The sequence below is a fragment of the Noviherbaspirillum album genome (genome assembly GCF_035916955.1).
Lineage (GTDB): Bacteria > Pseudomonadota > Gammaproteobacteria > Burkholderiales > Burkholderiaceae_D > Noviherbaspirillum > Noviherbaspirillum album.
Genome location: NZ_JAWIIV010000005.1, coordinates 70,336 through 96,451, shown reverse-complemented (window position 1 = coordinate 96,451; position 26,116 = coordinate 70,336). Strand labels below are relative to the sequence as shown.

Below are 26,116 nucleotides of genomic sequence, written 5' to 3'. Positions count from 1 at the left end.
CGGCTTTTCAAATTTTTAACCCTATCTTTCACCTAGGTGTTCCATGGCGCTTGAAAACCTGATGGTCTTTACCGGCAACGCAAACCCGGAGCTGGCCGCGGGAGTGGCCAAGCAGCTTGGCATCCCGCTTGGCAAGGCCGTCGTTTCCAAGTTCTCCGACGGTGAAGTGATGGTGGAAATCAACGAAAACGTCCGCGGCAAGGATGTGTTCGTCCTGCAGTCGACCTGCGCACCCACCAATGACAGCCTGATGGAAATCATGCTGATGGTCGATGCTCTCAAGCGCGCATCGGCAGGCCGCATCACCGCTGCCATTCCCTATTTCGGTTATGCGCGCCAGGATCGCCGCCCGCGTTCCGCACGTGTCGCCATTTCCGCGAAGGTCGTTGCCAACATGCTGCAGCAGGCCGGCGTCGAGCGCGTCCTGATCATGGACCTGCATGCCGACCAGATCCAGGGCTTCTTCGATATCCCGGTCGACAACATCTATGCGTCCCCCATCCTTTTGTCCGACCTGGTGGCAAAGAGCTACGACGACCTGCTGGTCGTGTCGCCGGACGTCGGCGGCGTGGTCCGCGCCCGCGCGCTGGCAAAGCGCCTGAACTGCGACCTCGCCATCATCGACAAACGCCGTCCGAAGGCCAATGTCTCCGAGGTGATGCACATCATCGGCGAAGTCGAAGGCCGCAACTGCGTGATCATGGATGACATGGTTGATACCGCCGGCACGCTGACCAAGGCGGCCGAAGTGCTGAAGGAGCGCGGCGCGAAGAAGGTGGTGGCCTACTGTACCCACCCGGTGCTGTCGGGCCCCGCGATCGAGCGCATCGCCTCTTCCCCGCTCGATGAACTGGTCGTCACCGACACCATCCCGCTGACCGCCGCCGCCCGGGCATGCCCGAAGATCCGCCAGCTGACCGCCGCGGAACTGCTGGCCGAGACATTCAAGCGCATCACCAAGGGCGACTCGGTCAGCTCGCTCTTCATCGACTAAGCAATCAGAATTTCCCTGCGGCCCCGAAAGGCCGCAGGTTTTTTCGTCTCCTGGTCGCGGGGGACGACAACGCGAGGCTTTGCCTTGCCATTACTGGAGTATGAAAATGAAAGTTGTTGCATTCCCACGCAAAGAGCAGGGGTCCGGAGCGAGCCGCCGCCTGCGCAATGCTGGCCAGACACCGGGCATCATCTACGGTGGCACGGCTGCGCCGGTCGCTATCGCTCTCGATCACAATGCGCTGTTCCACGCGCTGAAGAAAGAGGCATTCCACTCGTCGATCCTCGACATGGAAATCGAAGGCAAGACAGAAAAGGTTCTGCTGCGCGACTTCCAGATGCACGCGTTCAAGCAACTGGTGCTGCACGCTGACTTCCAGCGCGTCGACCAGAACCAGAAGATCCACGTCAAGGTGCCCCTGCACTTCGTGAACGCCGAGATCTCCCCGGCCGTCAAGCTGAGCAGCGCTGTGATCAGCCACGTGATGAACGAGCTGGACGTCAGCTGCCTGCCGGGCGACCTGCCTGAGTTCGTCGAAGTCGACCTGTCCAAGGTCGAAGCAGGCGCATCGGTTCACCTGTCCGACATCACGCTGCCGAAGGGCGTGACCGCAGTGCTGCATGGCCAGGACAACCCGACCATCGCCACCGCAAGCATCCCCGCCGGACAGGTTTCGGCTGACGGCGCTGCCGAAGGCGAAGCCGACAAGAAGTAATCTTCGATTACCATTGCCGCATCCTGAAAACCCTGCCCTGGCGGCAGGGTTTTTTGTTTCCGTCGCCCTCCATTCACGGGGAAATTGGACGCAAGCCGCCCGTTTCCCCGATAATCGCAGTCTTTTACTTCTCGCCTGGCTGCCGCCGACCTGCACGGCCGCGGGCGATTTCAAGCATGCCTATCCGCCTGATCGTTGGCCTCGGAAACCCGGGCCCGGAATATGAACAGACCCGCCACAACGCCGGCTTCTGGCTGGTCGACCAGCTGGCGGGACATCGTCTGGTGCGCGAATCGCGCTATAACGCGCTGGCCGCGAAAACCAGCATCGCGGGCCAGGAAGTCTGGCTGCTTGAACCGCAGACCTACATGAACCGCTCCGGACAGTCCGTCGGCGCATTGGCGCGCTTCTACAAAATACCCGCCGATGACATCCTCGTGGTGCACGACGAGCTCGACCTGCCGCCCGGCGCGGCAAAGATCAAGAAAGGCGGCTCCTCCGGCGGACACAACGGATTGAAGGACATCACCGCAGCGCTAGGCACGCAGGACTATTGGCGCCTGCGCATCGGCATCGGCCATCCGCGTACGCTCAACCTGCAGCAGCCGGTGGTTGACTTCGTGCTGCACCGCCCGCGCAAGGAGGAACAGCCGCTGATCGATGAGGCCATCGGCAAGAGCATCGATATCATTCCCATGCTTTGCGAAGGCAAATTCGAAGCGGCGATGATGAAACTGCATTCCTCTAAATGAACCCGCTTGTCATCCATGCGGGGGCAAAGGCGCGTTCGCATCTGCGTACGCACGGGCTGCGCGCGCAGGACGTGGCCATCGTTCCGGGTGCCGCCGGCGGCCCCAAGGGGCTGATCCTGCAGAAACTCGACCAGTGGCTGTTCGGCAGCTGGCTGCCATCGGCGCCGCGCGAGCGCACCCTGATCGGCGCTTCCATCGGCGCCTGGCGGATGGCTGCCGCCTGCCATCCGGAGCCGGTTGCGGCATTCGAACGCCTGGGAGACCTGTACTGCGAGCAAACGTATCCGCGACGTCCATCGGCAGCATATGTGACGCAAACCTGCAATACCGTACTCGGCGGACTTCTCGGCGGCAGGGAGCATGACGCGGCGGCGCATCCCTGGCACCGGATGCAGATCCTCGTCTCGCGCGGACGCGGCCTGCTGAAGACGCCCGGCCGCAGGCTGGGCATCGGCGCCGGTTTCGGCCTCGCCATCCTCGGCAACCTGACATCGCGCTCGGAACTCGCGCGCCACCTTGCGCGCGTGGTGGTCGGCGACCAGCGCGACCCGGCGTTCTGGCTCAAGGCGAAATTCGACGCCTTCGACACCCAGTTCGCTCCCCTCACGGCGGAAAACCTGCAGTGCGCGCTGCTGGCGTCCGGCACCCTGCCATTCACCATGGAACCGGTATGCGATATCCCGATGGCACCCGCAGGCACCTACTGGGACGGCGGCCTGATCGATTACCATCTCGCGCTGCCCTACTCCCGGATCGCGCACAATCCCGACGGCGGCCTGGTGCTCTATCCGCATTTCACCGACCATATCGTGCCGGGCTGGCTGGATAAATCGTTGCCATGGCGGCGCGCCCATCGGGGGCCGAACCGCGACTGGCTGGAAAATGTCATTCTGGTATCGCCGTCGCAATCCTTCCTGCAGACTCTGCCTCTGGGCAAGCTTCCCGACCGCAATGACTTTCATTATTACGGCCTGAACCATGCGGCCCGCATACGAAACTGGAAACTCGCCATCAGCGAAGGCGAACGCCTGCGAGACGCGCTGGCAAGCTTTATCGAAAAGCCGGACACCGCCGTCGTGCAGCCGATCTGATCAGCGGCGGCTACGGTAAAATACCGGGTTAATTCATATACTTAGCGAAGTACACACCATGAGTCTCAAATGCGGCATCGTCGGCCTGCCTAACGTCGGCAAATCCACCCTCTTCAATGCGCTGACCAAAGCGGGCATCGCTGCGGAAAATTATCCGTTCTGCACCATCGAGCCCAATGTCGGCATCGTCGAGGTGCCCGATCCGCGCCTCAAGCAGCTGGCGGAGATCGTCAAGCCCGAGCGCATCGTTCCGGCCGTGGTCGAGTTCGTCGACATCGCCGGCCTGGTGGCAGGCGCGTCCAAGGGTGAAGGTCTGGGCAACCAGTTCCTTGCCCACATCCGCGAGACCGACGCCATCGTCAACGTCGTGCGCTGCTTCGAGGATCCGAATGTCGTACACGTGGCCGGCAAGGTCAGCCCGCTCGACGACATCGCCGTGATCCAGACCGAGCTGGCGCTGGCCGACATGGGCACCGTCGAGAAAGCGATACATCGTGAAAACAAGAAAGCCAAGTCGGGCGACAAGGACGCGGTCAAGCTGGTGGCATTGCTCGAGCGTATCCTGCCGCAGCTGAACGATGCCAAGCCGGTACGGGCCTTGGGCCTCGATGCCGAGGAAATGGAGCTAATCAAGCCGCTCTGCCTGATCACCGCCAAGCCGGCCATGTATGTCGCCAACGTCTCCGATACTGGCTTCAAGGACAATCCCCTGCTCGACCAGCTGAGCGCCTATGCCAAGGAGCAGAACGCGCCCATCGTCGCCATCTGCGCTGCCATCGAGGCCGAGATCGCCGACCTGGAAGACGAGGACAAGGGCGCCTTCCTGGCCGACATGGGCATGGAAGAACCCGGCCTGGACCGCCTGATCCGCGCCGGCTTCAAGCTGCTCGGCCTGCAGACCTACTTCACCGCAGGCGTCAAGGAAGTGCGCGCCTGGACGGTCCCCGTCGGTGCCACCGCACCGCAGGCGGCCGGCGTGATCCACACCGACTTCGAACGCGGCTTCATCCGCGCTCAAACCATTTCCTTCGAGGACTTCATCGCCTTCAAGGGCGAGCAAGGCGCCAAGGAGGCCGGCAAGATGCGCGCCGAAGGCAAGGAGTATGTCGTCAAGGATGGCGATGTGCTGAACTTCCTGTTCAACGTCTAACTTCATCGCGCCCTCCGGCAGGCTGGACCGCGGCCTGCCGGAAAAGGCCTCATCTCGCTCCAGGAACGTCCCTGTCCATGCCTATCCTCACCGAACTCAACCTGTACCCCGTCAAGTCCTGCGCCGCCGTCTCGTTGCGCGAAGCCACCCTCACCGCAGCAGGCTTGATGAGCGAGCACATCTATGACCGCGAATGGATGGTTGTCGACGCGCAGGGTCATTACATGACACAGCGCGACTTTCCCCGGATGGCACTGATCACCCCGCGCATCAAGGCCGATACGCTGGAACTGCGCGCGCCCGGCATGCTGCGCCTGGAGGTGCCGCTGGGCTTGCCCGATCCGGAGGATGAAAAGACGCTGACGGTGACGATATGGGATGAATCGCTGCAGGCCTACGACTGCGACGAAGTGACCGCCACCTGGTTTTCGAAATTCCTCGGCGTGCCGTGCCGGCTGGTGCGTTTCCATGCCGAAGCCAAGCGCCTTGCGAGCGCCAAATGGACCGCCGGCGTCGAGGCGCCCACGCTGTTCTCGGACGGCTACCCGGTATTGCTCATATCGCAGGCGTCGCTCGACGACCTGAACGGCAAGCTGCAGGCACAGGGACGTTCCGCATTGCCGATGAACCGCTTTCGCCCCAACATCGTCATCGGCGGCGTCGAGGCTTTCGACGAGGATGTCGCCGAATCGCTCACGATCGGCGAGGCCGTGCTCAAGCCGGTCAAGCCGTGCGCGCGCTGCCCCATGCCTTCGATCGACCAAGCGACCGGGGAATTCGGACCGGACCCGATCGACATCCTGCGGACCTATCGCGCCAATCCCAGGCTCGACGGCGGCATCAGCTTCGGCATGAATGCCATCCTGCTCAAGGGTGAAGGCCAGCTGTTGAAAATCGGACAAGACATCGACCTCACGCTTGCCTTCTGAACATTCGCTGCGCCGCTCCAGGCCCGGTGAGCCTTGTGAGCTGAGGTACGACACGGTACTATGCGGAAACATTCGGGCGCATAGGCCGTTTCAAGCCCCAAGCCACTAGTCCTAGTCCCACAAGTCCTGAGAGCGAGCTTCGCCAATGACGCAAGATCTGGTCGCTGAGAACCGGAGGCTGCGCGAGCAGCTGGCGCAGCTATTGGCGCAGGCGCAGCAGAACCAGGCCATCCTGCAGCGGCACCAGGCCTTCGACCTGCAGTTCATCTCGGCCGACAGCTTCCGTGAACTGCTCCATACGGTTTTCCATACCTTTGCCACCTCCGCCGGCCTCGACGTGGTTACCCTGTGCCTGCTGGACCCCGACTACGACATCCGCCGCATCCTGGTCGACCTCAATATCCGCCTGACCGAATTGCCGCATCTGCTCTTCATGCAGGAGGAAGCCGAGTTCGGCGAACTGGCGGAACGACTTGCCAAGCCGGTGCTCGGCACTTATGCCGAGCAGCTGCACGGCCGCATGTTTCCGGAACCGATCACGCCGCCGGCCAGCGTGGCGGTGCTGCCGCTGATACGGCATGGCCGGCTGATCGGCTGCATGAACCTAGGCAGCGCCGACGGTGCGCGCTTTGCGCCGAACCTGAGCACGGAATTCATCGAACATCTCGCCTCCATCGTGGCGATCTGCGTCGAGAACGTCATCAACACCGAGCGCCTCAAGCACATCGGCCTGACCGATCCGCTCACCGGCGTGAACAACCGCCGCTATATCGAACGGCGGATGCTGGAGGAAATCGGACGCTCCCGCCGGCAGGGCTACGCGCTGACCTGCATGTATATCGACATCGATCATTTCAAGCAGATCAATGACCGCATCGGCCATCAGGCCGGCGATGAAGTGCTGCGCGGCGTGGCGGCGCGAATCAAGGCCGAGCTGCGCCTGAGCGATGCGCTCGGCCGTTTCGGTGGCGAGGAATTTATCGTGCTGCTGATCGATACCGAACAGGCCGATGCCATCAACGTGGCTGAACGCATCCGGCTCGGGATCGCGGAACATCCGGTCATGCTGATCAACGGCGACAAGCTCGATGTGACGGTATCGCTGGGCGTGGCCGCGCTGGAATCGCCGGTGGACGGCGGAGCGGTGGAGAGCGTCGCGCAGGCGCTGGTTGCCCGCGCCGACCAGGCGCTATACAAGGCCAAGCAGGCGGGGCGCAACCGCGTGATCGCGGCCTAGGCTTGGTCGGTGCTGTTGTCGGCGACGGCGCTAGCCTTGGCATCCGCCTCGGCCTGCAGGCGCTCGTATTTCGCCAGCAGCTGCTCCGGCGTTTCCCGCCACGCCGGATTGAAGGGAATGCACTCGACCGGACATATCTGCTGACACTGGGGCACATCGAAGTGCCCGACGCACTCGGTGCACTTGTTCGGATCGATCTCGTAAATTTCCGGACCCATGTAGATCGCGTCGTTCGGGCACTCGGGCTCGCATACGTCGCAATTGATGCACTCGTCCGTGATCATTAATGCCATGACAACCTCTATGGTCGCTGCAGGATCGCAAGCGCTCCGGCCTTGCCTTGCCCGGTTTAGCCTTGCTTGCCGCCCGCAGCCATCTTGTCCTTCAGCCACTTCTCGACCGAAGGGAAAACGAATTTGGAGACATCGCCGCCCAGGGTGGCGATTTCGCGCACGATGGTGCCGGAGATGAACTGGTACTGGTCCGACGGCGTCAGGAACAGGGTTTCGACGTCCGGCAGCAGGTAGCGGTTCATGCCCGCCATCTGGAATTCGTATTCGAAATCGGATACCGCCCGCAGGCCGCGCACGATCACGCGCGCATCGTTGGCGCGCACGAAGTCCTTGAGCAGGCCGGAAAAGCTTTCCACCTGCACGTTGGGATAATGGCCAAGCACTTCATTGGCGATCGACAGCCGCTCATCGAGCGAAAAGAACGGACGCTTGTTCTTGCTGTCGGCAACGCCGACGACCAGCTTGTCGAACAGCCCCGATGCGCGCCGGACCAGATCCTCGTGGCCGCGTGTAAGTGGATCGAACGTGCCCGGATAAACTGCTGTGACCATCTTGGCTCCCTGTCCAGTAACGAAACAAAATCGGAACGCGCATTATGCCTCAATTTCGGGCGCGCTATTGCGATGCAGCAAGTGGTAATACACCATGCCCGCCTTGTCCGCCCGCGCCACCGACCAGCCCTGCAGCCAATCCGGTGCATCCTCGCCATCCAGAGGTATTTCAGCTTCAGCATATACCAAGCCGCCATCGGCCAATAGGCGGCGGCACAGGGGCAGTATTTTTACCAGCCAGTCCTGGTGATAGGGCGGATCCAGGAATATCAGCCGGAAGCGCTGTCCGCGGGCGGCCAGCGCCTGGGCGGCCGCCAGGGCGTCGCCGCGTCGGATATTCAGTTGCCCGGCGCCGACCTTGAGCTTTGCCGCATTGGCTTCCAGCTGCCTGACGGCGGCGGCATTCTCTTCGATCATGGTTACCGACGCGGCGCCGCGGCTGGCCGCCTCGAAACCGAGCGCGCCGGTGCCGGCAAACAGGTCGAGGCAGTCGACCGAGCTCCATGCGCCGTCGAACAGATGATTCAGCCAGTTGAACACTGTCTCGCGCACCCGGTCCGGCGTCGGCCGCAGGCCTTCGGCGTCGAGCACCGGCAGCGGCGTGCGCTTCCACTGGCCGCCGATGATGCGTACCTGGCGCGCCGGGCCGCCGCCTCGCTTTGGCGGCGCAGGCGCCGGCCTGGATGCCGCTCTCATGGACTCTCTCATGGGCTTACTGGCCATTGCCGACCACCACGGTTGACATCTTGTCCAGCGCCAGATTCCGGTTGAATGCCGCCTTGATGTCTGCCGCGCTGACCTTGGCGACATTGGCGGTCCAGGTGTCGAGGTAATTCAGCGGCAAGTTGTAGAAACCGATGGCGGCGACGTTGTCGAGAATCTTCCTGTTGTTGTCGATGCGCAGCGCGAAGCCGCCGGTCAGGTTGTCCTTCGCCGCCTTGAGTTCCTGCTCGGTCGGTCCGTCGCGCAGGAAGGTGGAGATGGTGTCGCGCACCACGTTGAGCGCATTGCCGGCCTGGTCCTTCTGCGTCTGCAGGCCTGCCTGGAACGGGCCCGGCTGCGCCATTGGGTTGAAATAGCTGTAGACGCTGTAGGACAGGCCGCGCTTTTCCCGCACTTCGCGCGTCAGCCGCGATACGAATCCGCCGCCGCCGAGCGTGTAATTGCCGACCAGCAGAGGGAAGTAATCCGGGTCGCCGCGCGCGATCGCCGGCATGCCCAGCAGGATATGCGCCTGCGAGGCGGGATGCGCGATGCTTTCATTGCGCGCCGGCGGCGATTCCACCGGGGGCAGCGCGGGCAGCGGCGCGCCCTGGGGCAGGCGCGCGGTCAGCTGCTGGGCGATGGCATCGGCTTCGGCGCGGCTGATGTCGCCGATGATGGAAACGATGGCCCGGTTGGCGACATAGTGGGTATTGTGGAACGCCACCAGGTCGTCGCGCGTGATCGATTCCACCGAGGCCACCGTCTGCTGCAGGCCGTAAGGATGGCTGGGGTACATCAGCCGCCAGAATGCCTTGCTCGCGATGGCTTCCGGCTTGGTGTCCTCTTCCCGGATGGCGGCGGTGATGCGCGCCTTGTCGCGCGCCAGCAGATTCTCCGGGAAACTCGGATGCGCGAGCAGGCGCGCCAGCAGCCTGACGGCCGTATCGCGCTCGGGCTGGGAGACCAGCGTGCGCAGCGAAGCGCCGGCACGGTCCGCGCCCGCTCCGCCGCCGCGCTGCGCGGCGGTATCGGCGAGGGTGTCGGAGATCTGCGCCTCGCTCATCGCCGGCTCCGCGCCTGATGCAGCCGATGCAGACGATGCAGACGATGCGGCACCTGCGTCAGCCTCGCGCAAGCCGCGGGCAAGCATCGCATTGGTCAGTTCGGCGACGCCGGGCTTGCCTTGCGGATCGCGCCGTGAGCCGGCATCGAATTCCACGCTGAGGTCGAGTACGGGAATGGAATGGCTTTCGACGAACAGGACGCGGGCGCCGTTGGACAGGGTCCAGGACTGGATCTGGAGCGCTGCGCGCGCCGGCGCGATGCCGATGAACGCCAGGCTCAATGCCAGGCTCAGTACTAGGAAAAATCGCTTCATCATGTTGGATTCCGGCATTAGTGACGCAAGCCTTTCGGCGGCGGGGCTGCTTTCTTTTCGGACAGCGGCAGGGGCACCAGGGTGGCGACCGTCAGGGCTTCATCGCCGAAGTACTTCTGGGCGACGGCCTGCACCTGCTCGGCGGTGACAGCCCTGAGTTTTTCGATCACGCGGTCGATCTTGGTATGCGACAGGCCGCTCATTTCCATCACGCCGATCTCCATCGCCTGGCCGAAGATGGAATCGCGCTTGTAGATCTGCCCGGCGACCAGCTGCGCCTTCACCCGCTTGAGCTCCTGTTCGGACACGCCTTCCTTCGCAATCCGCTCGACTTCGGCGCGCAGCAGCTTTTCAAGCTGTTCGGTGGTGGTGCCGTTGGCCGGCGTGCCGTCGAGCAGGAAAGTGACCGGCCCGCGAGCCACGTTCGAATAGCCGGCCCCGACCGAGTTGGCCACCTTGTCGGTGCGTACCAGCTTGGCGTTCAGGCGGGCATTGTCATAGCCGTCGAGGATCGCCGCCAGCACGTCAAGCGCATGCGACTCGTCGTCCTTCTCGACATCGCGCAACGCCGGCACCTTGAATGCCAGTACTACATACGGGTTTTCCGCAGGCGCCTTGACGACCACCCGGCGCATGCCGCGCTGCTCCGGTTCTTCCTGCGGCCGGGTAGTGGGCACTGCCTTGCGGGGAATCTTGCCGAAATGCTTTTGCGCAAGCTTGAACACCTGCTTCGCATCCACATCGCCGGTCACCACCATGACCGCGTTGTTGGGCGCATACCAGCGGTCATACCAGTTCTTGGCATCCTGCACGGTCATGCTCTGCAGATCGGCCATCCAGCCCACGATCGGATGGTGATAGGGATGGGCAATGAAGGCCGTCGCGTTCAGGAGTTCATACACTTGCGGGATGGGCTGGTCCTCGGTGCGCCAGCGGCGTTCTTCCATGACGACCCGGATTTCCCGGGCGAACTCGTCCTTGTCGAACTTCAAGTTAACCATGCGCTCGGCTTCCAGCGACATCACGCTTTCCAGCTTGGATTTTTCGATCTGCTGGAAATAGGCGGTGTAGTCCTTGCTGGTGAAGGCATTCTCGCGGCCGCCGAGTGCCGCGACGCGCTGGCTGAACTCGCCCGGCTTGAGCGTTTTGGTTCCCTTGAACATCATGTGCTCAAGCGCATGCGCCAGGCCGGTGGTGCCGTTCTGCTCGTCCATCGATCCGGCCTTGTACCAGATCATGTGAGCCACGGTAGGCGCCCGGCGGTCTTCCCTGACGATGATTTTCATGCCGTTGTTCAGCATGAACTCCTGTGCAGTCCTGGTCTCTGCGGCAACTGCGGAACCCTGGAAGCAGCAGAGGGCCCACGCCGCCAGCATTGAGGCGATCCGGAATTTCATATTGTGTGCTCTGATAAAATACGGAATTGTTTGATGCTGCGACACGCATTCTGTTGCATTTGCGGCGTCGCGCATAAAGATGTGGTTCCGATTGTATCTTCTTTCGGCGACGCGGCTCTCCGCATGCCGGCCGCCCATCCTTCCCAGTGCTTCCCTTTGCCGATGTTTAGTTTCTTCAAGAAAAAATCGAAAGACAATCCCGCTCCTCAGGATGCAGCGCCCCAGGAGGACGCGAAGGAGCTGCCCGCACTGACCGGCACCGAGACTGATATCAACGCCGAGGCCAAGTCGCAGGACGCGGGCGAGACGGAGCAGAAATCCTGGTTCGGCCTGTTCAGGCGCGACGTCGCGCCGCCGGTCGAGCCCTCCGTTGCCGACGCGACACCGGTCGCCGAACCGAGCGTTGCCGGCACGCCGGCCGAAGATGAAGAAGGCGACGAAGGCGAGATCGTCCCCGCACCGGCCGCCGCACCCGGGGAAAAGCAGTCATGGATGCAGCGCCTGAAGGCTGGCCTGTCGAAGACATCGACCAGCCTGACCACGCTGTTCGTCGGCGCCAAGATCGACGACGACCTGTATGAGGAACTCGAATCCGCGCTGCTGATGTCGGATGCCGGCGTTGAAGCCACCCAGTACATCCTCGATGCGCTGAAGAAGAAGGTCAAAAGCGAGAAGCTGACCGATGCCGCGCAGGTCAAGGCCGCGCTGCGCGTCCTGCTGGTCGACCTGCTGACGCCGCTGCAGAAGCCGCTGGTGCTGGGGCGCCATCAGCCGCTGGTGATGATGATCGCCGGCGTCAACGGGGCCGGCAAGACCACCACCATCGGCAAGCTTGCGATGCACCTGCAGTCGCATGGCCAGTCGGTGCTGCTCGCCGCGGGCGACACATTCAGGGCGGCGGCGCGGGAGCAGCTCGCGGTCTGGGGCCAGCGCAACAATGTTTCCGTGATCGCGCAGGAATCCGGCGACCCGGCGGCGGTGTCTTTCGATGCGGTGCAGTCGGCCCGCGCGCGCGGCACCAATATCGTGATGATCGATACCGCTGGCCGCCTGCCGACCCAGCTGCACCTGATGGAAGAATTGAAAAAGGTGCGACGGGTGATCGGCAAGGGCATGGAATCGGCCCCCCATGAAGTGCTGCTGGTGATCGATGGCAACACCGGCCAGAATGCGCTGGCGCAAGTCAAGGCTTTCGATGACGCGCTGACCCTGACCGGGCTGGTCGTGACCAAGCTTGACGGCACCGCCAAGGGCGGAATCCTGGCAGCCATCGCGAAGACGCGCCCGGTTCCGGTGTACTTCATCGGCGTGGGCGAAAAGATCGAGGATCTGCAGCCGTTCAATGCAGAAGAATTCGTCGACGCGCTGCTGACATGATCGAGTTTCGCCAGGTGTCGAAGCAGTATGGTAGCCGTGGCGATAGCGCCGGCGGCAGCGCCGCGCTGTCCGAAGTCAGCCTGTCCATCGAAACAGGGGAACTGGTCTACCTGTCCGGGCCTTCCGGCGCCGGCAAGTCGACCCTGCTGAAAATGATCGCCGCCATGGAGCGCCCCAGCAGCGGCACGATCTCCGTCAACGGCCAGGATATCGGCCGCCTGGGCGCGTCCGGCATTCCTTATCTGCGCCGCAAGCTCGGCTTGATGTTCCAGCCCGCCGATCTCCTGAACGACCGCAGCGTGCTGGCCAATGTCATGCTGCCGCTGCTGGTGACCGGGGCGAGCCGGGCCGACGCCGACAAGCGGGCGCGTGCCGCGCTTGCCAGGGTAGGGCTGGAAGACAAGGCCCCGGCGGCACCTCTTGCGCTGTCCGGCGGCGAGCAGCAGCGCGTGGCGATTGCCCGCGCCATCGTCAACCGTCCGCAGATCATTCTTGCCGACGAGCCGACGGCCAACCTGGACCGCGGCACGGCGGACAAGGTCATGGATGCGCTCAGGGCCTTCCATGAAGCGGGCGTCACCTGCCTGATCGCCACTCATGACGAGTCCATCCTCCAGGGCGCCAGGCGAGTGATACGCCTTGAGAAAGGACGGGTCGTATCCGGCGCAGAACTCAGCATCGGCACCGGCCTCGCGGGAGCCATGTCATGAACTGGATTGCCGAACATGCCGCCGCCTTTACCGATGCCCTGCGCCATGTCGTTTCGTCGACCGGCAGTTTCATCCTTAACGTCCTGGTGGTGGCCATTGCCCTAGCCCTGCCCTTCGCGGGATTGACCCTGCTGGAAAACGTGAGGCCGGTGTCCGAGCAGCTGGCGGTGGAGCCCGAAATCAGCATTTTCATGTCGATGGACACGCCTCGCGAACGCTCGACGGCACTGGCGGCGCAGATCCGCAATGTGGTCCAGGCATCCGAGAGCGCCGGCAGACTGGAATTCATCCCGCGCGAAAGGGCACTGGTCCTGCTCAAGGATAAAACCGGCTTGTCGGACACCATCACCGCGCTCGGCGAAAATCCCCTGCCCGATGCCTATGTATTGAAACTGTCCGGCGTGCAAAATGCTGCCGATGCAACCCGCGTGGAAATGCTTGCCTCAAAGCTCAAGGCGCTGCCCGGCGTCGAATATGTGCAGATCGATTCCGCCTGGGTAAAGCGGCTGGCGGCATTGATGCAGGTATTGCGCCTGGCATTGCTGTTTCTTGCGGTGACGCTCGGCGTGGTGGTGGTTGCCGTAGTGTTCAATACCATCCGCCTGCAAGTCATGACGCAGCGCGAAGAGATTGCCGTCTCCCGCATGTTCGGCGCCACTAATGCCTTCATCTGCCGCCCTTTCTATTATTCGGGCGGCTTGCTGGGACTGCTGGCGGGCGCCGTTGCCCTGTGCGCGGTCGCCCTGGCGCTGGGGCCGCTGAACAATGCGATCACGGAATTTGCAAGACTCTACGCATCGGAATTCCGCCTCGTCCCGCTGGCGCCACTAACGCAACTGGGCCTGCTGTCGCTAAGCGCAGGACTGGGCCTCATCGGCGCCCTGCTTTGCGTTCGCCGGCATCTCGCCAGACTGCCATGAACAAGTTTCCGCGCTTCACATTTTTTGCGCTTTCCCGCTTTTTTCTTTGATACCTCGCAACTTCCCGTCCAGCCTGTGGCCTAAAGTCTCCTTGCTGGATTATTCCATTCTTGCAATAGACTGGTCCTATGAGGAATGTTGAGAACCACGATTAGCACTCTTCATTTGGGAGTGCTAATATGTTGTTCAAACAGCGAATCGCCCGCTTTTGGGCGGTTTCGCGTTAAGGAAGGAGAAACGATGAAAGCATCTGCACAGTCTGCACTGGTTCCGATGAGCAATAACAGCGCGCTTGCGCTGGGCTTTTCCGGCAACCTTGGCAACATCGAGGCTTACATCTCTGCAGTCAACCGCATCCCCATGCTCACGCAAGAGGAAGAATCCCGGTACGCGCGTGAATTCCGCGAGCAAAACGATCTTGGCGCGGCACAGAAGCTGGTGCTGTCGCACCTGCGCCTGGTGGTGTCAATCGCCCGGGGTTACCTGGGTTACGGATTGCCGCATGCCGACCTGATCCAGGAAGGCAATATCGGCCTGATGAAGGCTGTCAAGCGTTTCGATCCGGACCAAGGCGTGCGTCTCGTGTCCTATGCGATGCACTGGATCAAGGCGGAAATGCATGAGTACATCCTGAAAAACTGGCGGCTGGTCAAGGTAGCGACCACGAAGGCGCAGCGCAAGCTGTTCTTCAACCTGCGCAGCCACAAGGAAGGCCTCGATGCGATGACACCGGCACAGGTGGAAGATCTGGCCAAGTCTCTGAACGTCAAGCGCGAGGAAGTAATTGAAATGGAAACCCGCATGTCGGGCCATGATATCGCTCTCGATGCGCCCAGCGACGACGAGGACGACAAGTTCGCGCCGATCGCCTATCTGTCTTCGGAAGCCCAGGAGCCGACACGTGCCCTGGAAGCCCAGCAGTATGACCGCCTGCAAACGGAAGGTCTGGAAACGGCATTGGGCAAGCTGGACCCGCGTTCCCGCCGTATCGTGGAAGCGCGCTGGCTTGCCAACGATGACGGTTCGGGCGCCACGCTGCATGAGCTGGCCGACGAGTTCGGCGTATCGGCCGAGCGCATTCGCCAGATCGAAAGCGCGGCACTGAAGAAGATGAAGGGCACGCTGGCGGCATATGCATGAACATGCCTGAAGCAGGATGGTTGGCCGAGACGGCTTGCCGAACTTGATGCAGCAAACAAAAAGGCGCTCTCCGGAGCGCCTTTTATTTTTTACCGCCTTTTCTTTTACCGCCTTTTCTTTTGCTGCCTTTACTGATGCTTTCTTATTGCGCCCCGATCAGCCGAAGCATCAGGACAGCAATTGTTTCAAGTCATGCACGATGGGCTCGGTGCCTTGTCCGTGACGGATGAACAGCCTGATGCGGCCTTGCGGATCGAACACGTAGCTGCCGGCGGTATGGTCCATCGTATAGCTGCCCGGCTCCTTCCCCGGCACCTTCTGGAAGAACACCTTGAAGTCCTTGGCGACCTTTTCGGTCGCGGCCTTGTCACCGACCAGTCCGATGAAACGCTCATCGAATGCGGGCACATACTTGGAAAGCAGTTCCGGCGTATCGCGCTCCGGGTCGACCGTAACGAAAATGACCTGCACCTTGTCGGCCTGCGGTCCGAGCTGCTTCATCACGTTGGCCATTTCCACCATGGTGGTCGGACAGACATCCGGGCACTGGGTATAGCCGAAGAAGACGACCACCGCCTTGCCCTTGAAATCTGCCAGCGTACGTGTCTTGCCGTTGAAGTCGGGCAGGGAGAAATCCTTGGCGTACTCCAGTCCTGTCACGTCGGTATTCTTGAAGCTCGACTGCACCGGGGACAGCAGCATCTGGCCGCCTTCGCTCTGCCTGTCGCAAGCCGAGAGCAAAAGACCGAGGCTGGCCAGGACAAGTGCTGCGGCACGTTGCGGAATTCGATATCGCATATGTCAGATTTTGAAGTAGTGGTCGACCAGCAGAGCAACAAACAGCAGCGACAGGTAGATGATGGAATAGGCAAAGGTCTTGCGGGCGATCAGATCGGTGTAGTGGCGGTAGATCTGCCATGCATACCAGAGGAAGATGGCGCCCAGCACGACCGCACTCGCGAGATAGATCAGGCCGCTCATCTGCACCGCATACGGCAGCATGGTGGTGGCGACCAGCGCAATCGTGTACAGCCAGATATGGAATTGCGTGAATTTCAAGCCATGGGTCACCGGCAGCATCGGCAGGCCGGATTTCGCATAATCGTCGCGCCGGTACAGGGCCAGTGCCCAGAAATGCGGCGGCGTCCAAACAAAGATGATCAGTACCAGGATCCAGGCCTGCATCGGCACGTCGTTGGCGACCGCCGCCCACCCGAGCGCCGGCGGCATGGCGCCCGACAGCCCGCCGATCACGATATTCTGGGGTGTCGCCGGCTTGAGCAGCATGGTGTAGATCACCGCGTAGCCGACGAAGGTGGCGAAGGTCAGCCACATGGTCAGGGGATTGACGAAATTGAACAGGATCCACATGCCGGCGCCGCCGATCACGCCGGAAAACACCAGCGTCTGCCCTACCGTGATTTCGCCGCGGGCCATCGGACGGCGCGCGGTGCGCGCCATGCGCGAATCGATCTCGCGCTCGACCAGGCAGTTCACCGCGAATGCGGCACCCGCCAGCAGCCAGATGCCGATCGTGGCGGCAACGACGATACGCCAGTCCGGCAGCCCGGGCACGGCCAGGAACATCCCGATGACCGCGCAGAACACGGCGAGTTGGGTGACGCGCGGCTTGGTCAGGGCCCAGTACTGGGCCAGGCGGTTGGTTTGTACGGTCAGGGTAGTCACTTGAGTGTCATGCGGCCGAAAGTTGCGCTGCGCTGCGGCTCGCAGCGGCCTGATGGGGAATCTTAGCCCGATAGTTTAGCATGGTCAGCAGCAGCACAAGGACCGCCGCGCCACCGTTGTGCACCACCGCCAACGCCAGCGGCCACTTCAGGAAAATCGTTGACATGCCGGTAAGGAATTGAAATGCCAAGGCCAGCAGCAGCCACTTTCCCAGGTTGCGCAGGCCTTCCGTGCGCAATGCCTTGTACCCGGCCCAGGCAACGGCCAGGATCACGACAAAGGCAAAGTTGCGGTGTACCCAGTGAATTGCGGTGAGTGCCGGAAACGGCAAATAGTCGCCTTCGGCGGTCATGCCAAGGTGGCGCCAGAGCGTGAATCCGTTGGCGAAATCCATGTCGGGAAGCAGTTTGCCGTGGCACAGGGGGAAGTCGGTGCAGGCAAGCGCCGCATAATTGGTACTGACCCATCCTCCCAGAGCGATCTGAACGAACAGCAGCACGAGCGCGACAGTCGCCGGTACGCGCAGGCGGGCAGCCTCGGGCGATACGGCGGCATGGACGTTCTCGCGCTCCCCCAGCCAGGCAAGGAGCAGCAGCAGCAGCAGGCCGAGCAGCAGATGGATTGTGACGATCACGGGCTGCAGCTTGAGCGTGACCGTCCAGGCGCCGAACGCGCCCTGCAGGCAGACGAAACCGAACAGGAAAGTCGGCAGCCACGGCGCGAAGCGCGGATTGGATCGGCGCGATTTGATCCATCCGCGCCAGGCGATTGCCATGATGGCAATGATCAGCACCCCGACCGCCATCGCGAAATAGCGGTGGGTCATTTCGATCCAGGCCTTGGCCACGGTCACGGGTCCCGTCGGCATGGCGGCTTCGGCGGCGCGGATCTGTTCATGCGCCTGCAGCGGATTGGCGTGGCCATAGCAGCCCGGCCAGTCGGGGCAACCCAGCCCGGAGTCGGTCAGGCGGGTGAAGGCGCCGAACATGATCAGGTCGAAGGTCAGGAAGACGGTGACCCAGACCAGCTTGCGGTACTTGTTGGCATCGCCGGACACCCAGACGATCGCCAGCGGCAGCAATGCCGCAAGCAGGCCCATCAATCCAAGTTGAATCAGCATGTGCGCACCTAGCCTATCCGTGAAGCCTTGAGCAGCTTGGAAAGATCTTTCTTGATCTTGTTAGGGTCGGCGTCCTTCGGGAAGCGCATCATCAGGTTGCCGAGCGGATCGATCATGTAGATATGGTCGGTAAAGGCGGCGGGCGGCTCGCTCGGCAGCCAGGTCTTCAGCATTGCCGGGTCGGAGCGCAGCATGTGGGTGCCGTCGTACTCGCGCATCAGCACGGTATCGAGCGGCTGCTTGTCGGTCACCAGCCAGACCCGTTCGATGCGGTCCCTTTCCTTGCCCTGGGCCAGCCTCAGCTGCCGCATGTCATGCAGGCGCTTGCGGCATGATTCGGAGCACTCGCCGCCATCCGCGAACATCATGATCCACTTGCCCTTGAACTGCTGCAGGCCGGCAGGCTTGCCGTCAAGCGCGGTCGTGTTGAGCGAAGGCATCGGATGGGCGCGCGGGTCGATCAGAGAGCCGTAATTGGTACGCCCCTCGGGCTTGATCACGTAATAGGTCAGGTAGGAGGCAATGAGCGGCGATGCACACACGGCCAGCACCGCGAACAGCTTCCAGCGGCCGGAGTTTTTACGTTGAGCTTCTTCCACGTCGGAATCCTGTGACAACAAAAAATAAAAGGGCAGTGGCTGCCAGCGCATACCACTGGAAAGCATAGCCGCGGTGCTTGTCCGCGCCGGACGACGGGCGCGGCCAGTCGCGAATCAATCCGTCTGCCGCGTCCGATGTCTGTTCGATCACGAAGGGCTGCAGTTCAATGCCGGCGGCGCGACCGATGTCCGTTATGCCGGCATTTTGCACGATCGCGTTCGGCTTCAGAGGCTCCGCCGTCCCCAACTGGAGAACATGGCCGGTGCCGGCGCGCGCGATGCCGCCGATCTCGACCTGTCCCCTCGGGGTTGCGATTGGCGGCAACCGGGTGCGGTCGGCGACATCCCGCCTGATCCACCCTCGCACTACCAGGATATGCGTGCCGGACCCCGCGATTTTCAACGGGGTGAGCACATAAAATCCCGGGACGCCCTGGTGCGGCCGGTTCTCCAGATAGATGTTCCAGTTGTCGACGAAATTTCCCGTGACGCTGACGCGGCGGTATTCCATATCGCCGGGATGTTTCGGCTTGGCGTCGACAACAACAGTCGGTGCCTGCGCGCGCTCGAGCAGCTTCGCTTCGATGGCTTCCTTCTCATGGGCGCGGCGCGTCTGCCAATTGCCGAGCATCAGACCGATCGCGGCGACTGTCACCGCGGCAATGAAGGGAATCCAGCGAAAGCGGAAGGTCAATGGCATTACAATGTCTTTTTAACCGGACCGGGGAAGCGCCGACGATGCGACGTGGCACCGGTCATTCGTCCCGCATACGTTGATGAAAATATTTGTTGCCATTGCCTTTGTCCTCATTCTTGCCAGTCTCGGCTCCGCACTGCTCTTTCTGATGAAGGACAAGGGCAAGAGCGATCGTACCGTGAAAGCGCTGGCGTTCCGCGTGGGCTTTTCGATCATGCTGTTCCTCCTGATCCTGGTTGCGCACAGCCAGGGCTGGATCCAGCCGACCGGGATACGGTAAGGTCACTGTGCACAGTAAAACTGCAAGAACAATGGCAATTCGTTCAGCCGGAGCAGTAAAAAAGCCGCACCGAAGTGCGGCTTTTTCTTTGGTGCAAATCTGTTACAGCCAGTACACGACGACGTAGAGGCCGAGCCAGACGACGTCGACGAAGTGCCAGTACCATGCGGCGCCTTCAAAACCGAAATGATTGTCGGGCGTGAAGTGACCCTTCATCAGGCGGTACAGCACGACGGCCAGCATGATGGCACCCAGCGTCACGTGGAAGCCGTGGAAGCCGGTCAGCATGTAGAAGGTCGAGCCGTAGATGCCGGAAGTGAGCTTCAGGTTCAGGTCGCTGTAGGCATGCATGTATTCATAGACCTGGAAGCCCATGAAGATGGCACCCAGGACGATAGTGGCCAGCAGCCAGAAGGCGGTCTTGCCGCGCTCGCCGGCGCGCAGTGCATGATGGGAAATCGTCAGCGTCACGCCGGAAAGCAGCAGCAGCGCGGTATTGATGGTCGGGATCGGAAACGGGCCCATCTTGGTGAACGGGTCGATCGTTCCCGCCGGCGTATTGCCCCACTGCGCGGAAAAATCGGGCCAGAGCAGCTTGTGGTCGATGTCGGCCAGCCAGGGTATGGTCACGCTGCGCGCATAGAACAGGGCGCCGAAGAAGCCCGCGAAGAACATCACTTCGGAGAAGATGAACCAGCTCATGCTCCAGCGGAAGGACACGTCGATACGGGCGCTGTAGAGGCCGCTCTCCGACTCCGCGAATGCCTCGCCGAACCACTTCAGCAACACGATCACCGTTGCAATGATGCCGATGATGTTGGCTGCCGGCCCCCAGTTGTAGCCGTTGATCCATGCCGATGCGCCTGCCATCGTCAGGAGCAGCGAAGCACCTCCCAGAACCGGCCACTTGGAAGGACCGGGCACGAAATAGTACGGTGCCTTGCCTGCTGCGTGCTGAGAACTCATTTCCATCTCCCAATACAAATTTTAGATAATGACTTTGGATTACTTGAATTACTGTGCCACGACGCTCTTCACGATGAGCAGGAGCGTCACGACGAATATGATTGCGGCAATGATCCCGGCAATGATCACATGCACGGGATTCAACTGCTGTGCATCCCTCTCGTAGTCACTTTTCTTCCTGACGCCGAAGAAGGACCAGAGCACCGCCTTGACCGTCGCGCCGAACGATGCCTTGCGCTGCGTCGGCTTGTCCATGTCATCCATGCTCAACTGGCCTTTTTGCCAAGTCCGCCGATTTCAAAGAAGGTATAGGACAAGGTTATCGTCTTTACATCCTTTGGCAAGGCCGGATCGATGTAAAACACGACCGGCATCTGCTTCGCCTCATTCGGGCCCAGCGTCTGCTGCTTGAAGCAGAAACATTCCATTTTCTTGAAATGGCCGGATGCCTGCTGCGGCGCATAGCTTGGAATTGCCTGCGCATCCACGCTGCGGGACTGGGTATTCACGACTTCATAAACGACCTGCGCCATCTCGCCCGGATGCACCTGCATGCTCGATACCGTCGGACGGAAACGCCACGGCCCTTGCACGTTGGCATCGAATTCGATAGTGATCGTGCGAGTCTTGTCGACTTGCGTATTCTTGATGTCGCCGACCATCGAATCCTTCGGCGTCAGCAGGTTGATGCCGGTGATTTCACAGATCTTCTTGTAGATCGGCACCAGTGCATAGCCGAATCCGAACATCATGACCGCCACCACGAGCAACTTGCCAAGCATCTGCCTGTTCAGTTTGCTGCCATGATGCCCGTTTGGGTTTGGCTGGTGCTGTTCCATATCAGGTGAACCAGATGCGCTTGATGAAGATACCGATGAAAAATGCCGCGGCGATCGAGGCAATAATCAGCGCGGTCTTCAGGTTTTTGGGTTTGTTCGAATCCGGCATATGTGCGTTGGGGCAGGAGTTGCATCCTGCCCCTCGACCTCATCTTACTTGACGGTTGGCGGCACTTCAAAGGTATGGAACGGCGCCGGGCTCGGCACGGTCCACTCGAGGCCTTCCGCGCCATCCCACGGCTTGGCTTCCGCCGGCTTGCCGCCCTTGATCGACGGAATCACCACGGCGAACAGGAAGTACACCTGCATCAGTCCGAAGCCGAACGCGCCGATCGTGGCGATCATGTTGAAGTCGGTGAACTGCGCCGGGTAGTCGGCATAGCGACGCGGCATGCCGGCCAGACCCAGGAAGTGCATCGGGAAGAAGGTGATGTTGAAGGTGATGATCGAACCCCAGAAATGGAACTTGCCACGGCCTTCGTTGTACATGAAGCCAGTCCACTTCGGCCCCCAGTAATAGAAGCCGGCGAACAGGGCAAACAGGGAACCGGCCACCAGCACGTAGTGGAAGTGCGCCACCACGTAATAGGTATCCTGCATCTGGATGTCGATCGGCGTGACCGCGAGGATCAGGCCCGTGAAGCCGCCCATCGTGAACACGAAGATGAAGCCGACCGCGAACAGCATGGGCGTCTCGAAGGTCATCGAGCCTTTCCACATGGTGGCGATCCAGTTGAACACCTTCACGCCGGTCGGCACCGAGATCAGCATGGTGGCGTACATGAAGAACAGCTGCGCGGTCACCGGCATGCCGGTGGTGAACATGTGGTGCGCCCAGACGATGAACGACAGGATCGCGATCGAAGCGGTTGCATAGACCATCGACGCATAGCCGAACAGCTGCTTGCGGGCAAAGGCCGGGATGATCTGCGACACGATGCCGAACGCCGGCAGAATCATGATGTAGACCTCGGGGTGGCCGAAGAACCAGAAGATGTGCTGGTACATCACCGGGTCACCGCCGCCAGCGGCGTTGAAGAACGATGTGCCGAAGTGGCGGTCAGTCAGCGTCATGGTGATGGCGCCGGCCAGAACAGGCATCACGGCGATCAGCAGATAGGCGGTGATCAGCCAGGTCCAGCAGAACATCGGCATCTTCATCAGCGTCATGCCGGGAGCGCGCATGTTGAGGATGGTGACGATGATGTTGATCGAACCCATGATCGACGATGCGCCCATGATGTGCATCGCGAAGATGCCCATGTCCATGCCGATGCCCATCTGGGTCGACAGCGGCGCATACAGCGTCCAGCCGGCAGCCGTCGCGCCGCCGGGCGCGAGGAAGGATGCGGCCAGCAGGATCGCCGCCGGCGGCAGCAGCCAGAACGAGAAGTTGTTCATGCGGGCGAACGCCATGTCGGAGGCGCCGATCTGCAGCGGAATCATCCAGTTGGCGAAGCCGACGAAGGCCGGCATGATCGCGCCGAACACCATGATCAGGCCGTGCATGGTGGTCAGCTGGTTGAAGAACTCCGGCTGGACCAGTTGCAGGCCGGGCTGGAACAGCTCGGCGCGGATCCCCAGCGCGAGCACGCCGCCGGACAGCAGCATGATGAAGGAGAACCACAGGTACAGCGAACCGATGTCCTTGTGGTTGGTTGCGTACAACCAGCGCCGCCAGCCGTGAGGATGGTCGTGCGCGTGGTCGTGAGAGTGATCGTGGGCGTGATCAACTGCGGTGGTGCTCATCTCAATCTCCTAATTCTCTATTACTTGCGCGCAGCCAGCACTTCAGCCGGTTGAACAATGTTTTCCTTGGCCTTATTGCCCCAGGAGTTGCGTGTGTAGGTGATCACGGCGGCGATATCGGTATCGTTCAGCACACCCTTCCACGGCGGCATCGCGCCCTTGCCGTTGAGCAGGATGTCGATCTGCGGGCCCTTGGGACCGATGACATTCTGCGAGCCGTCGAGCGCGGGGAATGCACCCGGCACACCCTTGCCGTTGGCCTGGTGGCAAGCCACGCAATTGGCTGCGTAAACCTTTTCGCCGCGCTGCTTCAGCTCGTCGACGGTATAGGTCTTGTTGGGATCGTCGGCCTGGGCCGCGCTTTCCTTCTTCTTGCCGTCGACCCACTTCTTGTATTCATCTTCGGTCACGACATTGACCACGATAGGCATGAACGCATGTTCCTTGCCGCACAGCTCGACGCACTGGCCGCGGTAGACACCGGTCTTTTCGGCGCGGAACCAGGTATCGCGGACGAAGCCGGGAATCGCATCCTGCTTGACGCCGAATGCCGGGATCGTCCAGCCGTGGATGACGTCGTTGGCGGTGGTGACGATGCGGATCTTCTTGTTGACCGGGACCACGACGGGGTTGTCCACTTCAATCAGGTAATTGTCGCTCTTGACCTTGGTGGCGTCGACCACCTGCTCGCGCGGCGTGGACAGTGCGGACAGGAAGGAAATGCCCTCACCCTCGCCCTTCAGGTAGTCATAGCCCCACTTCCACTGCATGCCGGTGGCCTTGATGGTGATGTCGGCATTGGAAGTGTCCTTCATTGCCACCACGGTCTTGGTCGCGGGCAAAGCCATGCCGATGACGATCAGGAAGGGAACGACCGTCCATGCGATCTCGACGGCGGTGCTTTCGTGGAAAGTGGCAGGCTTGTGGCCGAGTGACTTGCGATGCTTGAGGATGGAATAGAACATGACGCCGAACACGCCGACGAAGATCGCCAGGCAGATGACCAGCATCAGGTTGTGCAGCGAATAGATCTCTTCGGCGATTTTCGTAACCGGCTGCTGGAAATTCAACTGACGCACGGCAGGACCGCCCTGACTGTCCACCACCGCCCATGCTGGCATACCGGCCATCAGGAGCGACGCACCGAGCATCAGTGATTGGAGGCGCTTCGCAAGTTTCATATTTTCCTCAAAAACCTAAAATTGGATTCCTGTATTTTTTCTCGACGCCAGCTCGCTCCGCAATTCCCGGGCAAGCTCCCGTCTCTTCCATTCTGTCAAGAAGCGGCCGACTTCCACCCTGCCATTCCGTGCTTCCAGCGAAATTAGCGCATGTCTCGATTCGGGCGATGCAACGCGCGTGCTGCGCGGATCGAGCCTGAATTGTCGTATGCGCTCCACCTGGATCAGCTCGACGAGGAGGCAGTCGTCTGCCAGTTCGATTCGCTCCCGGTCATTGGCATGGCGAGCATACAGGAAAAAGGCAGTTCCAACCGCCAACATTTCCAGCATGGCAAAGCCGAGGATGTACCAGGCACCGCGCACTGCAAACACCATCGCAATGAGCAGCGAGGTCATGCACAGCGCTGTATAAACAGTAATCAGCTGCCGCGGTGAAATCGAACAATTGCGCCTCAAGATCCACTCGCGCGACGCCATAAGAAAATCCTAACTTGCGGGCTACGGACTAAGGGACACAATCACTACGCAAAACCACGGAAGTATAAAGCTAGACTTAGCCGCTTATCAAGCGGAAAAAAACCACTTTGGCTCCCGCTGCCATCTCGATGCGAGTGCGCCGCGTCCTCGCATCCGCCTGCTTCGAGCGTCCTTGTTCGACGGCCGGCATTGATGTTTTGGCCACATTTCGATTCGCCCGCCGGTCGCGGGTATATATCAGGATCTTCGTTGCGGATCGAAGCGGATGATCGCCTCCCCGCTCGACGTGGTGCGGGGCGCGGGGCGAAAGGCGTGCCCGTAGACCACCTCGAAGGTCAGCGGGATTTTGCCTTCGGCGTTGCGCCGGCTTTCCAGCGCCTCGCACATCCTGGCATGCGCGCCGCGGCCGAGCAGGCCCCGGCGACGCGTCAGCAAGGGGTTGCCACCCCAGGCGCGCACGTCGGCCAGCAGCTTCGCGGTCGTGTCATAGGTCACCGTGATTTTTTCCATATCCATTACCGGCGTGGAAAAGCCGGCGTTGACCAGCATGTCGCCGAAATCATGCATGTCGACGAAAGAAAAGGCGTGGGCCGCCTCATCGACTCCGGCAAAGGCCTCCCGGATTTCCCGAAACGTATCCGGTCCAAAGCAGGAAAACATGAGCAGACCGTCAACACGCAGGACCCGGCGCCATTCAGCGAACACCAGGTCGGGTTGCGGATGCCAGTGCAGCGCGAGGTTGGACCATACCAGGTCGGCCGAGCCCGCCCCAAGCGCCAGCCGGGCGAAGTCGCCGCAGATAATGTGCGCCGCGTCGCCGGCGCCGCCTTTGCCGGGAAGCCACTTAGCAAAGAGCCGCTGCACGGACGAGCTGGCTTGCGCGCGCTGCCGGCGGGCCTCTTCAAGCAAGGGAAGAGATGCGTCGATGCCGATGATGCGCGACTGCGGGTATTGCGCTTGCAGCCCGCCCAGGTCGGCACCCTCGCCGCAGCCCAGGTCCAGCACTGCGCGGGGCTGCAGCTTGATCAGCGACAGGCGCTCCTGCATGCGGTGCGCGATCTCGCGACGGAGAAAATTCGATTCCCGGATTCGCGCGGGCTCTGAAAAAAGCCGGCGCACTACCCGCAGGTCGATCGGCCCGCTGGAAGCGGCGCTATCGGAAGAATGTGATGATGCCAAGGAA

At 61.5% G+C, this 26,116-nt stretch carries 30 protein-coding genes; 12 read left to right on the top strand and 18 right to left on the bottom strand.

Translation table 11 applies throughout. From position 1 onward, the window contains the following. Positions 1-43: 43 nt before the first annotated feature. The 7 genes from RY831_RS08130 (at position 44) to RY831_RS08100 (ending at position 6,868) form a co-directional block, all read left to right on the top strand. Positions 44-994 (top strand): ribose-phosphate pyrophosphokinase, encoded by a 951-nt coding sequence (locus tag RY831_RS08130; protein WP_326505827.1) that lies wholly within the window; start codon positions 44-46, stop codon positions 992-994. A 106-nt stretch (positions 995-1,100) separates the two neighbouring features. Next, positions 1,101-1,709, top strand: a complete 609-nt coding sequence (locus tag RY831_RS08125; RefSeq protein ID WP_326505826.1) for a 50S ribosomal protein L25/general stress protein Ctc — start codon at positions 1,101-1,103, stop codon at positions 1,707-1,709. Between the two features lie 176 nt (positions 1,710-1,885). Then, the gene (gene pth / locus RY831_RS08120) at positions 1,886-2,461 is read left to right on the top strand and encodes an aminoacyl-tRNA hydrolase (RefSeq protein ID WP_326505825.1); all 576 of its coding nucleotides are present in this window, start codon (positions 1,886-1,888) and stop codon (positions 2,459-2,461) included. Continuing rightward, a complete protein-coding gene (locus RY831_RS08115) occupies positions 2,458-3,552 on the top strand; it encodes a patatin-like phospholipase family protein (RefSeq protein WP_326505824.1) in 1,095 nt (364 codons plus the stop codon). The genes pth and RY831_RS08115 overlap by 4 nt, the downstream gene beginning before the upstream one ends. 58 nt (positions 3,553-3,610) lie before the next feature. Continuing rightward, the gene (gene ychF, locus RY831_RS08110) at positions 3,611-4,702 is read left to right on the top strand and encodes a redox-regulated ATPase YchF (protein ID WP_326505823.1); all 1,092 of its coding nucleotides are present in this window, start codon (positions 3,611-3,613) and stop codon (positions 4,700-4,702) included. Between the two features lie 77 nt (positions 4,703-4,779). Next, positions 4,780-5,631: an MOSC domain-containing protein gene (locus tag RY831_RS08105; protein WP_326505822.1), complete on the top strand. Its 852-nt coding sequence runs from the start codon at positions 4,780-4,782 to the stop codon at positions 5,629-5,631. Between the two features lie 145 nt (positions 5,632-5,776). Beyond that, positions 5,777-6,868 carry a GGDEF domain-containing protein gene (locus RY831_RS08100; protein ID WP_326505821.1) on the top strand — a complete coding sequence of 364 codons (1,092 nt, stop codon included), beginning with the start codon at positions 5,777-5,779 and terminating at the stop codon, positions 6,866-6,868. Here RY831_RS08100 and RY831_RS08095 read toward each other — a convergent pair. The 5 genes from RY831_RS08095 to RY831_RS08075 are packed head-to-tail and all read right to left on the bottom strand — an operon-like array spanning position 6,865 to position 11,192. Then, positions 6,865-7,161: a YfhL family 4Fe-4S dicluster ferredoxin gene (locus RY831_RS08095; RefSeq protein ID WP_326505820.1), complete on the bottom strand. Its 297-nt coding sequence runs from the start codon at positions 7,159-7,161 to the stop codon at positions 6,865-6,867. The genes RY831_RS08100 and RY831_RS08095 overlap by 4 nt on opposite strands. A gap of 56 nt (positions 7,162-7,217) precedes the next feature. Further along, the gene (gene coaD, locus RY831_RS08090) at positions 7,218-7,712 is read right to left on the bottom strand and encodes a pantetheine-phosphate adenylyltransferase (RefSeq protein WP_151635491.1); all 495 of its coding nucleotides are present in this window, start codon (positions 7,710-7,712) and stop codon (positions 7,218-7,220) included. A gap of 42 nt (positions 7,713-7,754) precedes the next feature. Further along, complete coding sequence (rsmD, locus tag RY831_RS08085; protein WP_326505819.1) at positions 7,755-8,408, bottom strand: 16S rRNA (guanine(966)-N(2))-methyltransferase RsmD; 654 nt, start codon at positions 8,406-8,408, stop codon at positions 7,755-7,757. 16 nt (positions 8,409-8,424) lie between these two features. Further along, positions 8,425-9,795, bottom strand: coding sequence for a M16 family metallopeptidase (locus tag RY831_RS08080; RefSeq protein ID WP_326505992.1), 1,371 nt, complete (start codon positions 9,793-9,795; stop codon positions 8,425-8,427). A gap of 17 nt (positions 9,796-9,812) precedes the next feature. After that, complete coding sequence (locus tag RY831_RS08075) at positions 9,813-11,192, bottom strand: M16 family metallopeptidase (protein WP_326505818.1); 1,380 nt, start codon at positions 11,190-11,192, stop codon at positions 9,813-9,815. 162 nt (positions 11,193-11,354) lie between these two features. Between RY831_RS08075 and ftsY the strand changes: the two genes are divergently transcribed. From ftsY to rpoH, 4 genes are all read left to right on the top strand, one after another. After that, complete coding sequence (gene ftsY, locus RY831_RS08070; RefSeq protein WP_326505991.1) at positions 11,355-12,569, top strand: signal recognition particle-docking protein FtsY; 1,215 nt, start codon at positions 11,355-11,357, stop codon at positions 12,567-12,569. Continuing rightward, a complete protein-coding gene (locus tag RY831_RS08065) occupies positions 12,566-13,279 on the top strand; it encodes a cell division ATP-binding protein FtsE (RefSeq protein ID WP_326505817.1) in 714 nt (237 codons plus the stop codon). The genes ftsY and RY831_RS08065 overlap by 4 nt, the downstream gene beginning before the upstream one ends. Continuing rightward, positions 13,276-14,199, top strand: coding sequence for a cell division protein FtsX (locus RY831_RS08060; protein WP_326505816.1), 924 nt, complete (start codon positions 13,276-13,278; stop codon positions 14,197-14,199). Before RY831_RS08065 ends, RY831_RS08060 begins: the two co-directional genes overlap by 4 nt. 240 nt (positions 14,200-14,439) lie before the next feature. Continuing rightward, complete coding sequence (rpoH, locus tag RY831_RS08055) at positions 14,440-15,339, top strand: RNA polymerase sigma factor RpoH (protein ID WP_326505815.1); 900 nt, start codon at positions 14,440-14,442, stop codon at positions 15,337-15,339. 168 nt (positions 15,340-15,507) lie between these two features. Here the strand turns inward: rpoH and RY831_RS08050 are convergent, their stop codons facing one another. From RY831_RS08050 to RY831_RS08030, 5 genes are read right to left on the bottom strand one after another with little or no spacing between them, the layout of a single operon-like run. Further along, a complete protein-coding gene (locus tag RY831_RS08050; protein WP_326505814.1) occupies positions 15,508-16,137 on the bottom strand; it encodes an SCO family protein in 630 nt (209 codons plus the stop codon). Positions 16,138-16,140: 3 nt separating this feature from the next. Further along, complete coding sequence (gene cyoE, locus RY831_RS08045) at positions 16,141-17,025, bottom strand: heme o synthase (RefSeq protein ID WP_326505813.1); 885 nt, start codon at positions 17,023-17,025, stop codon at positions 16,141-16,143. Between the two features lie 7 nt (positions 17,026-17,032). After that, positions 17,033-18,145: a COX15/CtaA family protein gene (locus tag RY831_RS08040; RefSeq protein ID WP_326505812.1), complete on the bottom strand. Its 1,113-nt coding sequence runs from the start codon at positions 18,143-18,145 to the stop codon at positions 17,033-17,035. Positions 18,146-18,153: 8 nt separating this feature from the next. Continuing rightward, entirely contained in the window at positions 18,154-18,795 is a 642-nt protein-coding gene (locus RY831_RS08035) for an SCO family protein (RefSeq protein WP_326505811.1), read from the bottom strand. After that, entirely contained in the window at positions 18,725-19,444 is a 720-nt protein-coding gene (locus RY831_RS08030) for an SURF1 family protein (protein WP_326505810.1), read from the bottom strand. The genes RY831_RS08035 and RY831_RS08030 overlap by 71 nt, the downstream gene beginning before the upstream one ends. A gap of 76 nt (positions 19,445-19,520) precedes the next feature. Between RY831_RS08030 and RY831_RS08025 the strand changes: the two genes are divergently transcribed. Next, positions 19,521-19,721 carry a twin transmembrane helix small protein gene (locus RY831_RS08025; RefSeq protein ID WP_326505809.1) on the top strand — a complete coding sequence of 67 codons (201 nt, stop codon included), beginning with the start codon at positions 19,521-19,523 and terminating at the stop codon, positions 19,719-19,721. A 102-nt stretch (positions 19,722-19,823) separates the two neighbouring features. On the opposite strand, the gene RY831_RS08020 is transcribed toward RY831_RS08025, so the two are convergent. From RY831_RS08020 to RY831_RS07985, 8 genes are all read right to left on the bottom strand, one after another. Continuing rightward, positions 19,824-20,687 (bottom strand): cytochrome c oxidase subunit 3, encoded by an 864-nt coding sequence (locus RY831_RS08020; protein WP_326505808.1) that lies wholly within the window; start codon positions 20,685-20,687, stop codon positions 19,824-19,826. Between the two features lie 48 nt (positions 20,688-20,735). Next, positions 20,736-20,951 carry a DUF2970 domain-containing protein gene (locus tag RY831_RS08015; RefSeq protein WP_326505807.1) on the bottom strand — a complete coding sequence of 72 codons (216 nt, stop codon included), beginning with the start codon at positions 20,949-20,951 and terminating at the stop codon, positions 20,736-20,738. Positions 20,952-20,953: 2 nt separating this feature from the next. Beyond that, complete coding sequence (locus RY831_RS08010) at positions 20,954-21,526, bottom strand: cytochrome c oxidase assembly protein (protein WP_326505806.1); 573 nt, start codon at positions 21,524-21,526, stop codon at positions 20,954-20,956. Position 21,527: 1 nt separating this feature from the next. Next, a complete protein-coding gene (locus tag RY831_RS08005) occupies positions 21,528-21,635 on the bottom strand; it encodes a cytochrome oxidase small assembly protein (protein WP_326505805.1) in 108 nt (35 codons plus the stop codon). A 44-nt stretch (positions 21,636-21,679) separates the two neighbouring features. After that, positions 21,680-23,275 carry a cytochrome c oxidase subunit I gene (gene ctaD / locus RY831_RS08000; protein WP_151635463.1) on the bottom strand — a complete coding sequence of 532 codons (1,596 nt, stop codon included), beginning with the start codon at positions 23,273-23,275 and terminating at the stop codon, positions 21,680-21,682. A 20-nt stretch (positions 23,276-23,295) separates the two neighbouring features. Then, positions 23,296-24,456, bottom strand: a complete 1,161-nt coding sequence (gene coxB / locus RY831_RS07995; protein ID WP_326505804.1) for a cytochrome c oxidase subunit II — start codon at positions 24,454-24,456, stop codon at positions 23,296-23,298. A 15-nt stretch (positions 24,457-24,471) separates the two neighbouring features. Further along, positions 24,472-24,933 carry a DUF2244 domain-containing protein gene (locus RY831_RS07990; protein WP_326505803.1) on the bottom strand — a complete coding sequence of 154 codons (462 nt, stop codon included), beginning with the start codon at positions 24,931-24,933 and terminating at the stop codon, positions 24,472-24,474. Between the two features lie 237 nt (positions 24,934-25,170). Further along, a complete protein-coding gene (locus RY831_RS07985) occupies positions 25,171-26,112 on the bottom strand; it encodes a methyltransferase domain-containing protein (protein WP_326505802.1) in 942 nt (313 codons plus the stop codon). Between the last annotated feature and the right edge of the window lie 4 nt (positions 26,113-26,116).

Coding starts and splice junctions, on each gene's coding strand:
- RY831_RS08130 (WP_326505827.1), top strand. CDS start 44: ATGGCGCTTGAAAACCTGATGGTCTTTACCGGCAACGCAAACCCGGAG.
- RY831_RS08125 (WP_326505826.1), top strand. CDS start 1,101: ATGAAAGTTGTTGCATTCCCACGCAAAGAGCAGGGGTCCGGAGCGAGC.
- pth (WP_326505825.1), top strand. CDS start 1,886: ATGCCTATCCGCCTGATCGTTGGCCTCGGAAACCCGGGCCCGGAATAT.
- RY831_RS08115 (WP_326505824.1), top strand. CDS start 2,458: ATGAACCCGCTTGTCATCCATGCGGGGGCAAAGGCGCGTTCGCATCTG.
- ychF (WP_326505823.1), top strand. CDS start 3,611: ATGAGTCTCAAATGCGGCATCGTCGGCCTGCCTAACGTCGGCAAATCC.
- RY831_RS08105 (WP_326505822.1), top strand. CDS start 4,780: ATGCCTATCCTCACCGAACTCAACCTGTACCCCGTCAAGTCCTGCGCC.
- RY831_RS08100 (WP_326505821.1), top strand. CDS start 5,777: ATGACGCAAGATCTGGTCGCTGAGAACCGGAGGCTGCGCGAGCAGCTG.
- RY831_RS08095 (WP_326505820.1), bottom strand. CDS start 7,161: ATGGCATTAATGATCACGGACGAGTGCATCAATTGCGACGTATGCGAG.
- coaD (WP_151635491.1), bottom strand. CDS start 7,712: ATGGTCACAGCAGTTTATCCGGGCACGTTCGATCCACTTACACGCGGC.
- rsmD (WP_326505819.1), bottom strand. CDS start 8,408: ATGAGAGCGGCATCCAGGCCGGCGCCTGCGCCGCCAAAGCGAGGCGGC.
- RY831_RS08080 (WP_326505992.1), bottom strand. CDS start 9,795: ATGAAGCGATTTTTCCTAGTACTGAGCCTGGCATTGAGCCTGGCGTTC.
- RY831_RS08075 (WP_326505818.1), bottom strand. CDS start 11,192: ATGAAATTCCGGATCGCCTCAATGCTGGCGGCGTGGGCCCTCTGCTGC.
- ftsY (WP_326505991.1), top strand. CDS start 11,355: ATGTTTAGTTTCTTCAAGAAAAAATCGAAAGACAATCCCGCTCCTCAG.
- RY831_RS08065 (WP_326505817.1), top strand. CDS start 12,566: ATGATCGAGTTTCGCCAGGTGTCGAAGCAGTATGGTAGCCGTGGCGAT.
- RY831_RS08060 (WP_326505816.1), top strand. CDS start 13,276: ATGAACTGGATTGCCGAACATGCCGCCGCCTTTACCGATGCCCTGCGC.
- rpoH (WP_326505815.1), top strand. CDS start 14,440: ATGAAAGCATCTGCACAGTCTGCACTGGTTCCGATGAGCAATAACAGC.
- RY831_RS08050 (WP_326505814.1), bottom strand. CDS start 16,137: ATGCGATATCGAATTCCGCAACGTGCCGCAGCACTTGTCCTGGCCAGC.
- RY831_RS08040 (WP_326505812.1), bottom strand. CDS start 18,145: ATGCTGATTCAACTTGGATTGATGGGCCTGCTTGCGGCATTGCTGCCG.
- RY831_RS08035 (WP_326505811.1), bottom strand. CDS start 18,795: ATGCGCTGGCAGCCACTGCCCTTTTATTTTTTGTTGTCACAGGATTCC.
- RY831_RS08030 (WP_326505810.1), bottom strand. CDS start 19,444: ATGCCATTGACCTTCCGCTTTCGCTGGATTCCCTTCATTGCCGCGGTG.
- RY831_RS08025 (WP_326505809.1), top strand. CDS start 19,521: ATGAAAATATTTGTTGCCATTGCCTTTGTCCTCATTCTTGCCAGTCTC.
- RY831_RS08020 (WP_326505808.1), bottom strand. CDS start 20,687: ATGAGTTCTCAGCACGCAGCAGGCAAGGCACCGTACTATTTCGTGCCC.
- RY831_RS08015 (WP_326505807.1), bottom strand. CDS start 20,951: ATGGATGACATGGACAAGCCGACGCAGCGCAAGGCATCGTTCGGCGCG.
- RY831_RS08010 (WP_326505806.1), bottom strand. CDS start 21,526: ATGGAACAGCACCAGCCAAACCCAAACGGGCATCATGGCAGCAAACTG.
- RY831_RS08005 (WP_326505805.1), bottom strand. CDS start 21,635: ATGCCGGATTCGAACAAACCCAAAAACCTGAAGACCGCGCTGATTATT.
- ctaD (WP_151635463.1), bottom strand. CDS start 23,275: ATGAGCACCACCGCAGTTGATCACGCCCACGATCACTCTCACGACCAC.
- coxB (WP_326505804.1), bottom strand. CDS start 24,456: ATGAAACTTGCGAAGCGCCTCCAATCACTGATGCTCGGTGCGTCGCTC.
- RY831_RS07990 (WP_326505803.1), bottom strand. CDS start 24,933: ATGGCGTCGCGCGAGTGGATCTTGAGGCGCAATTGTTCGATTTCACCG.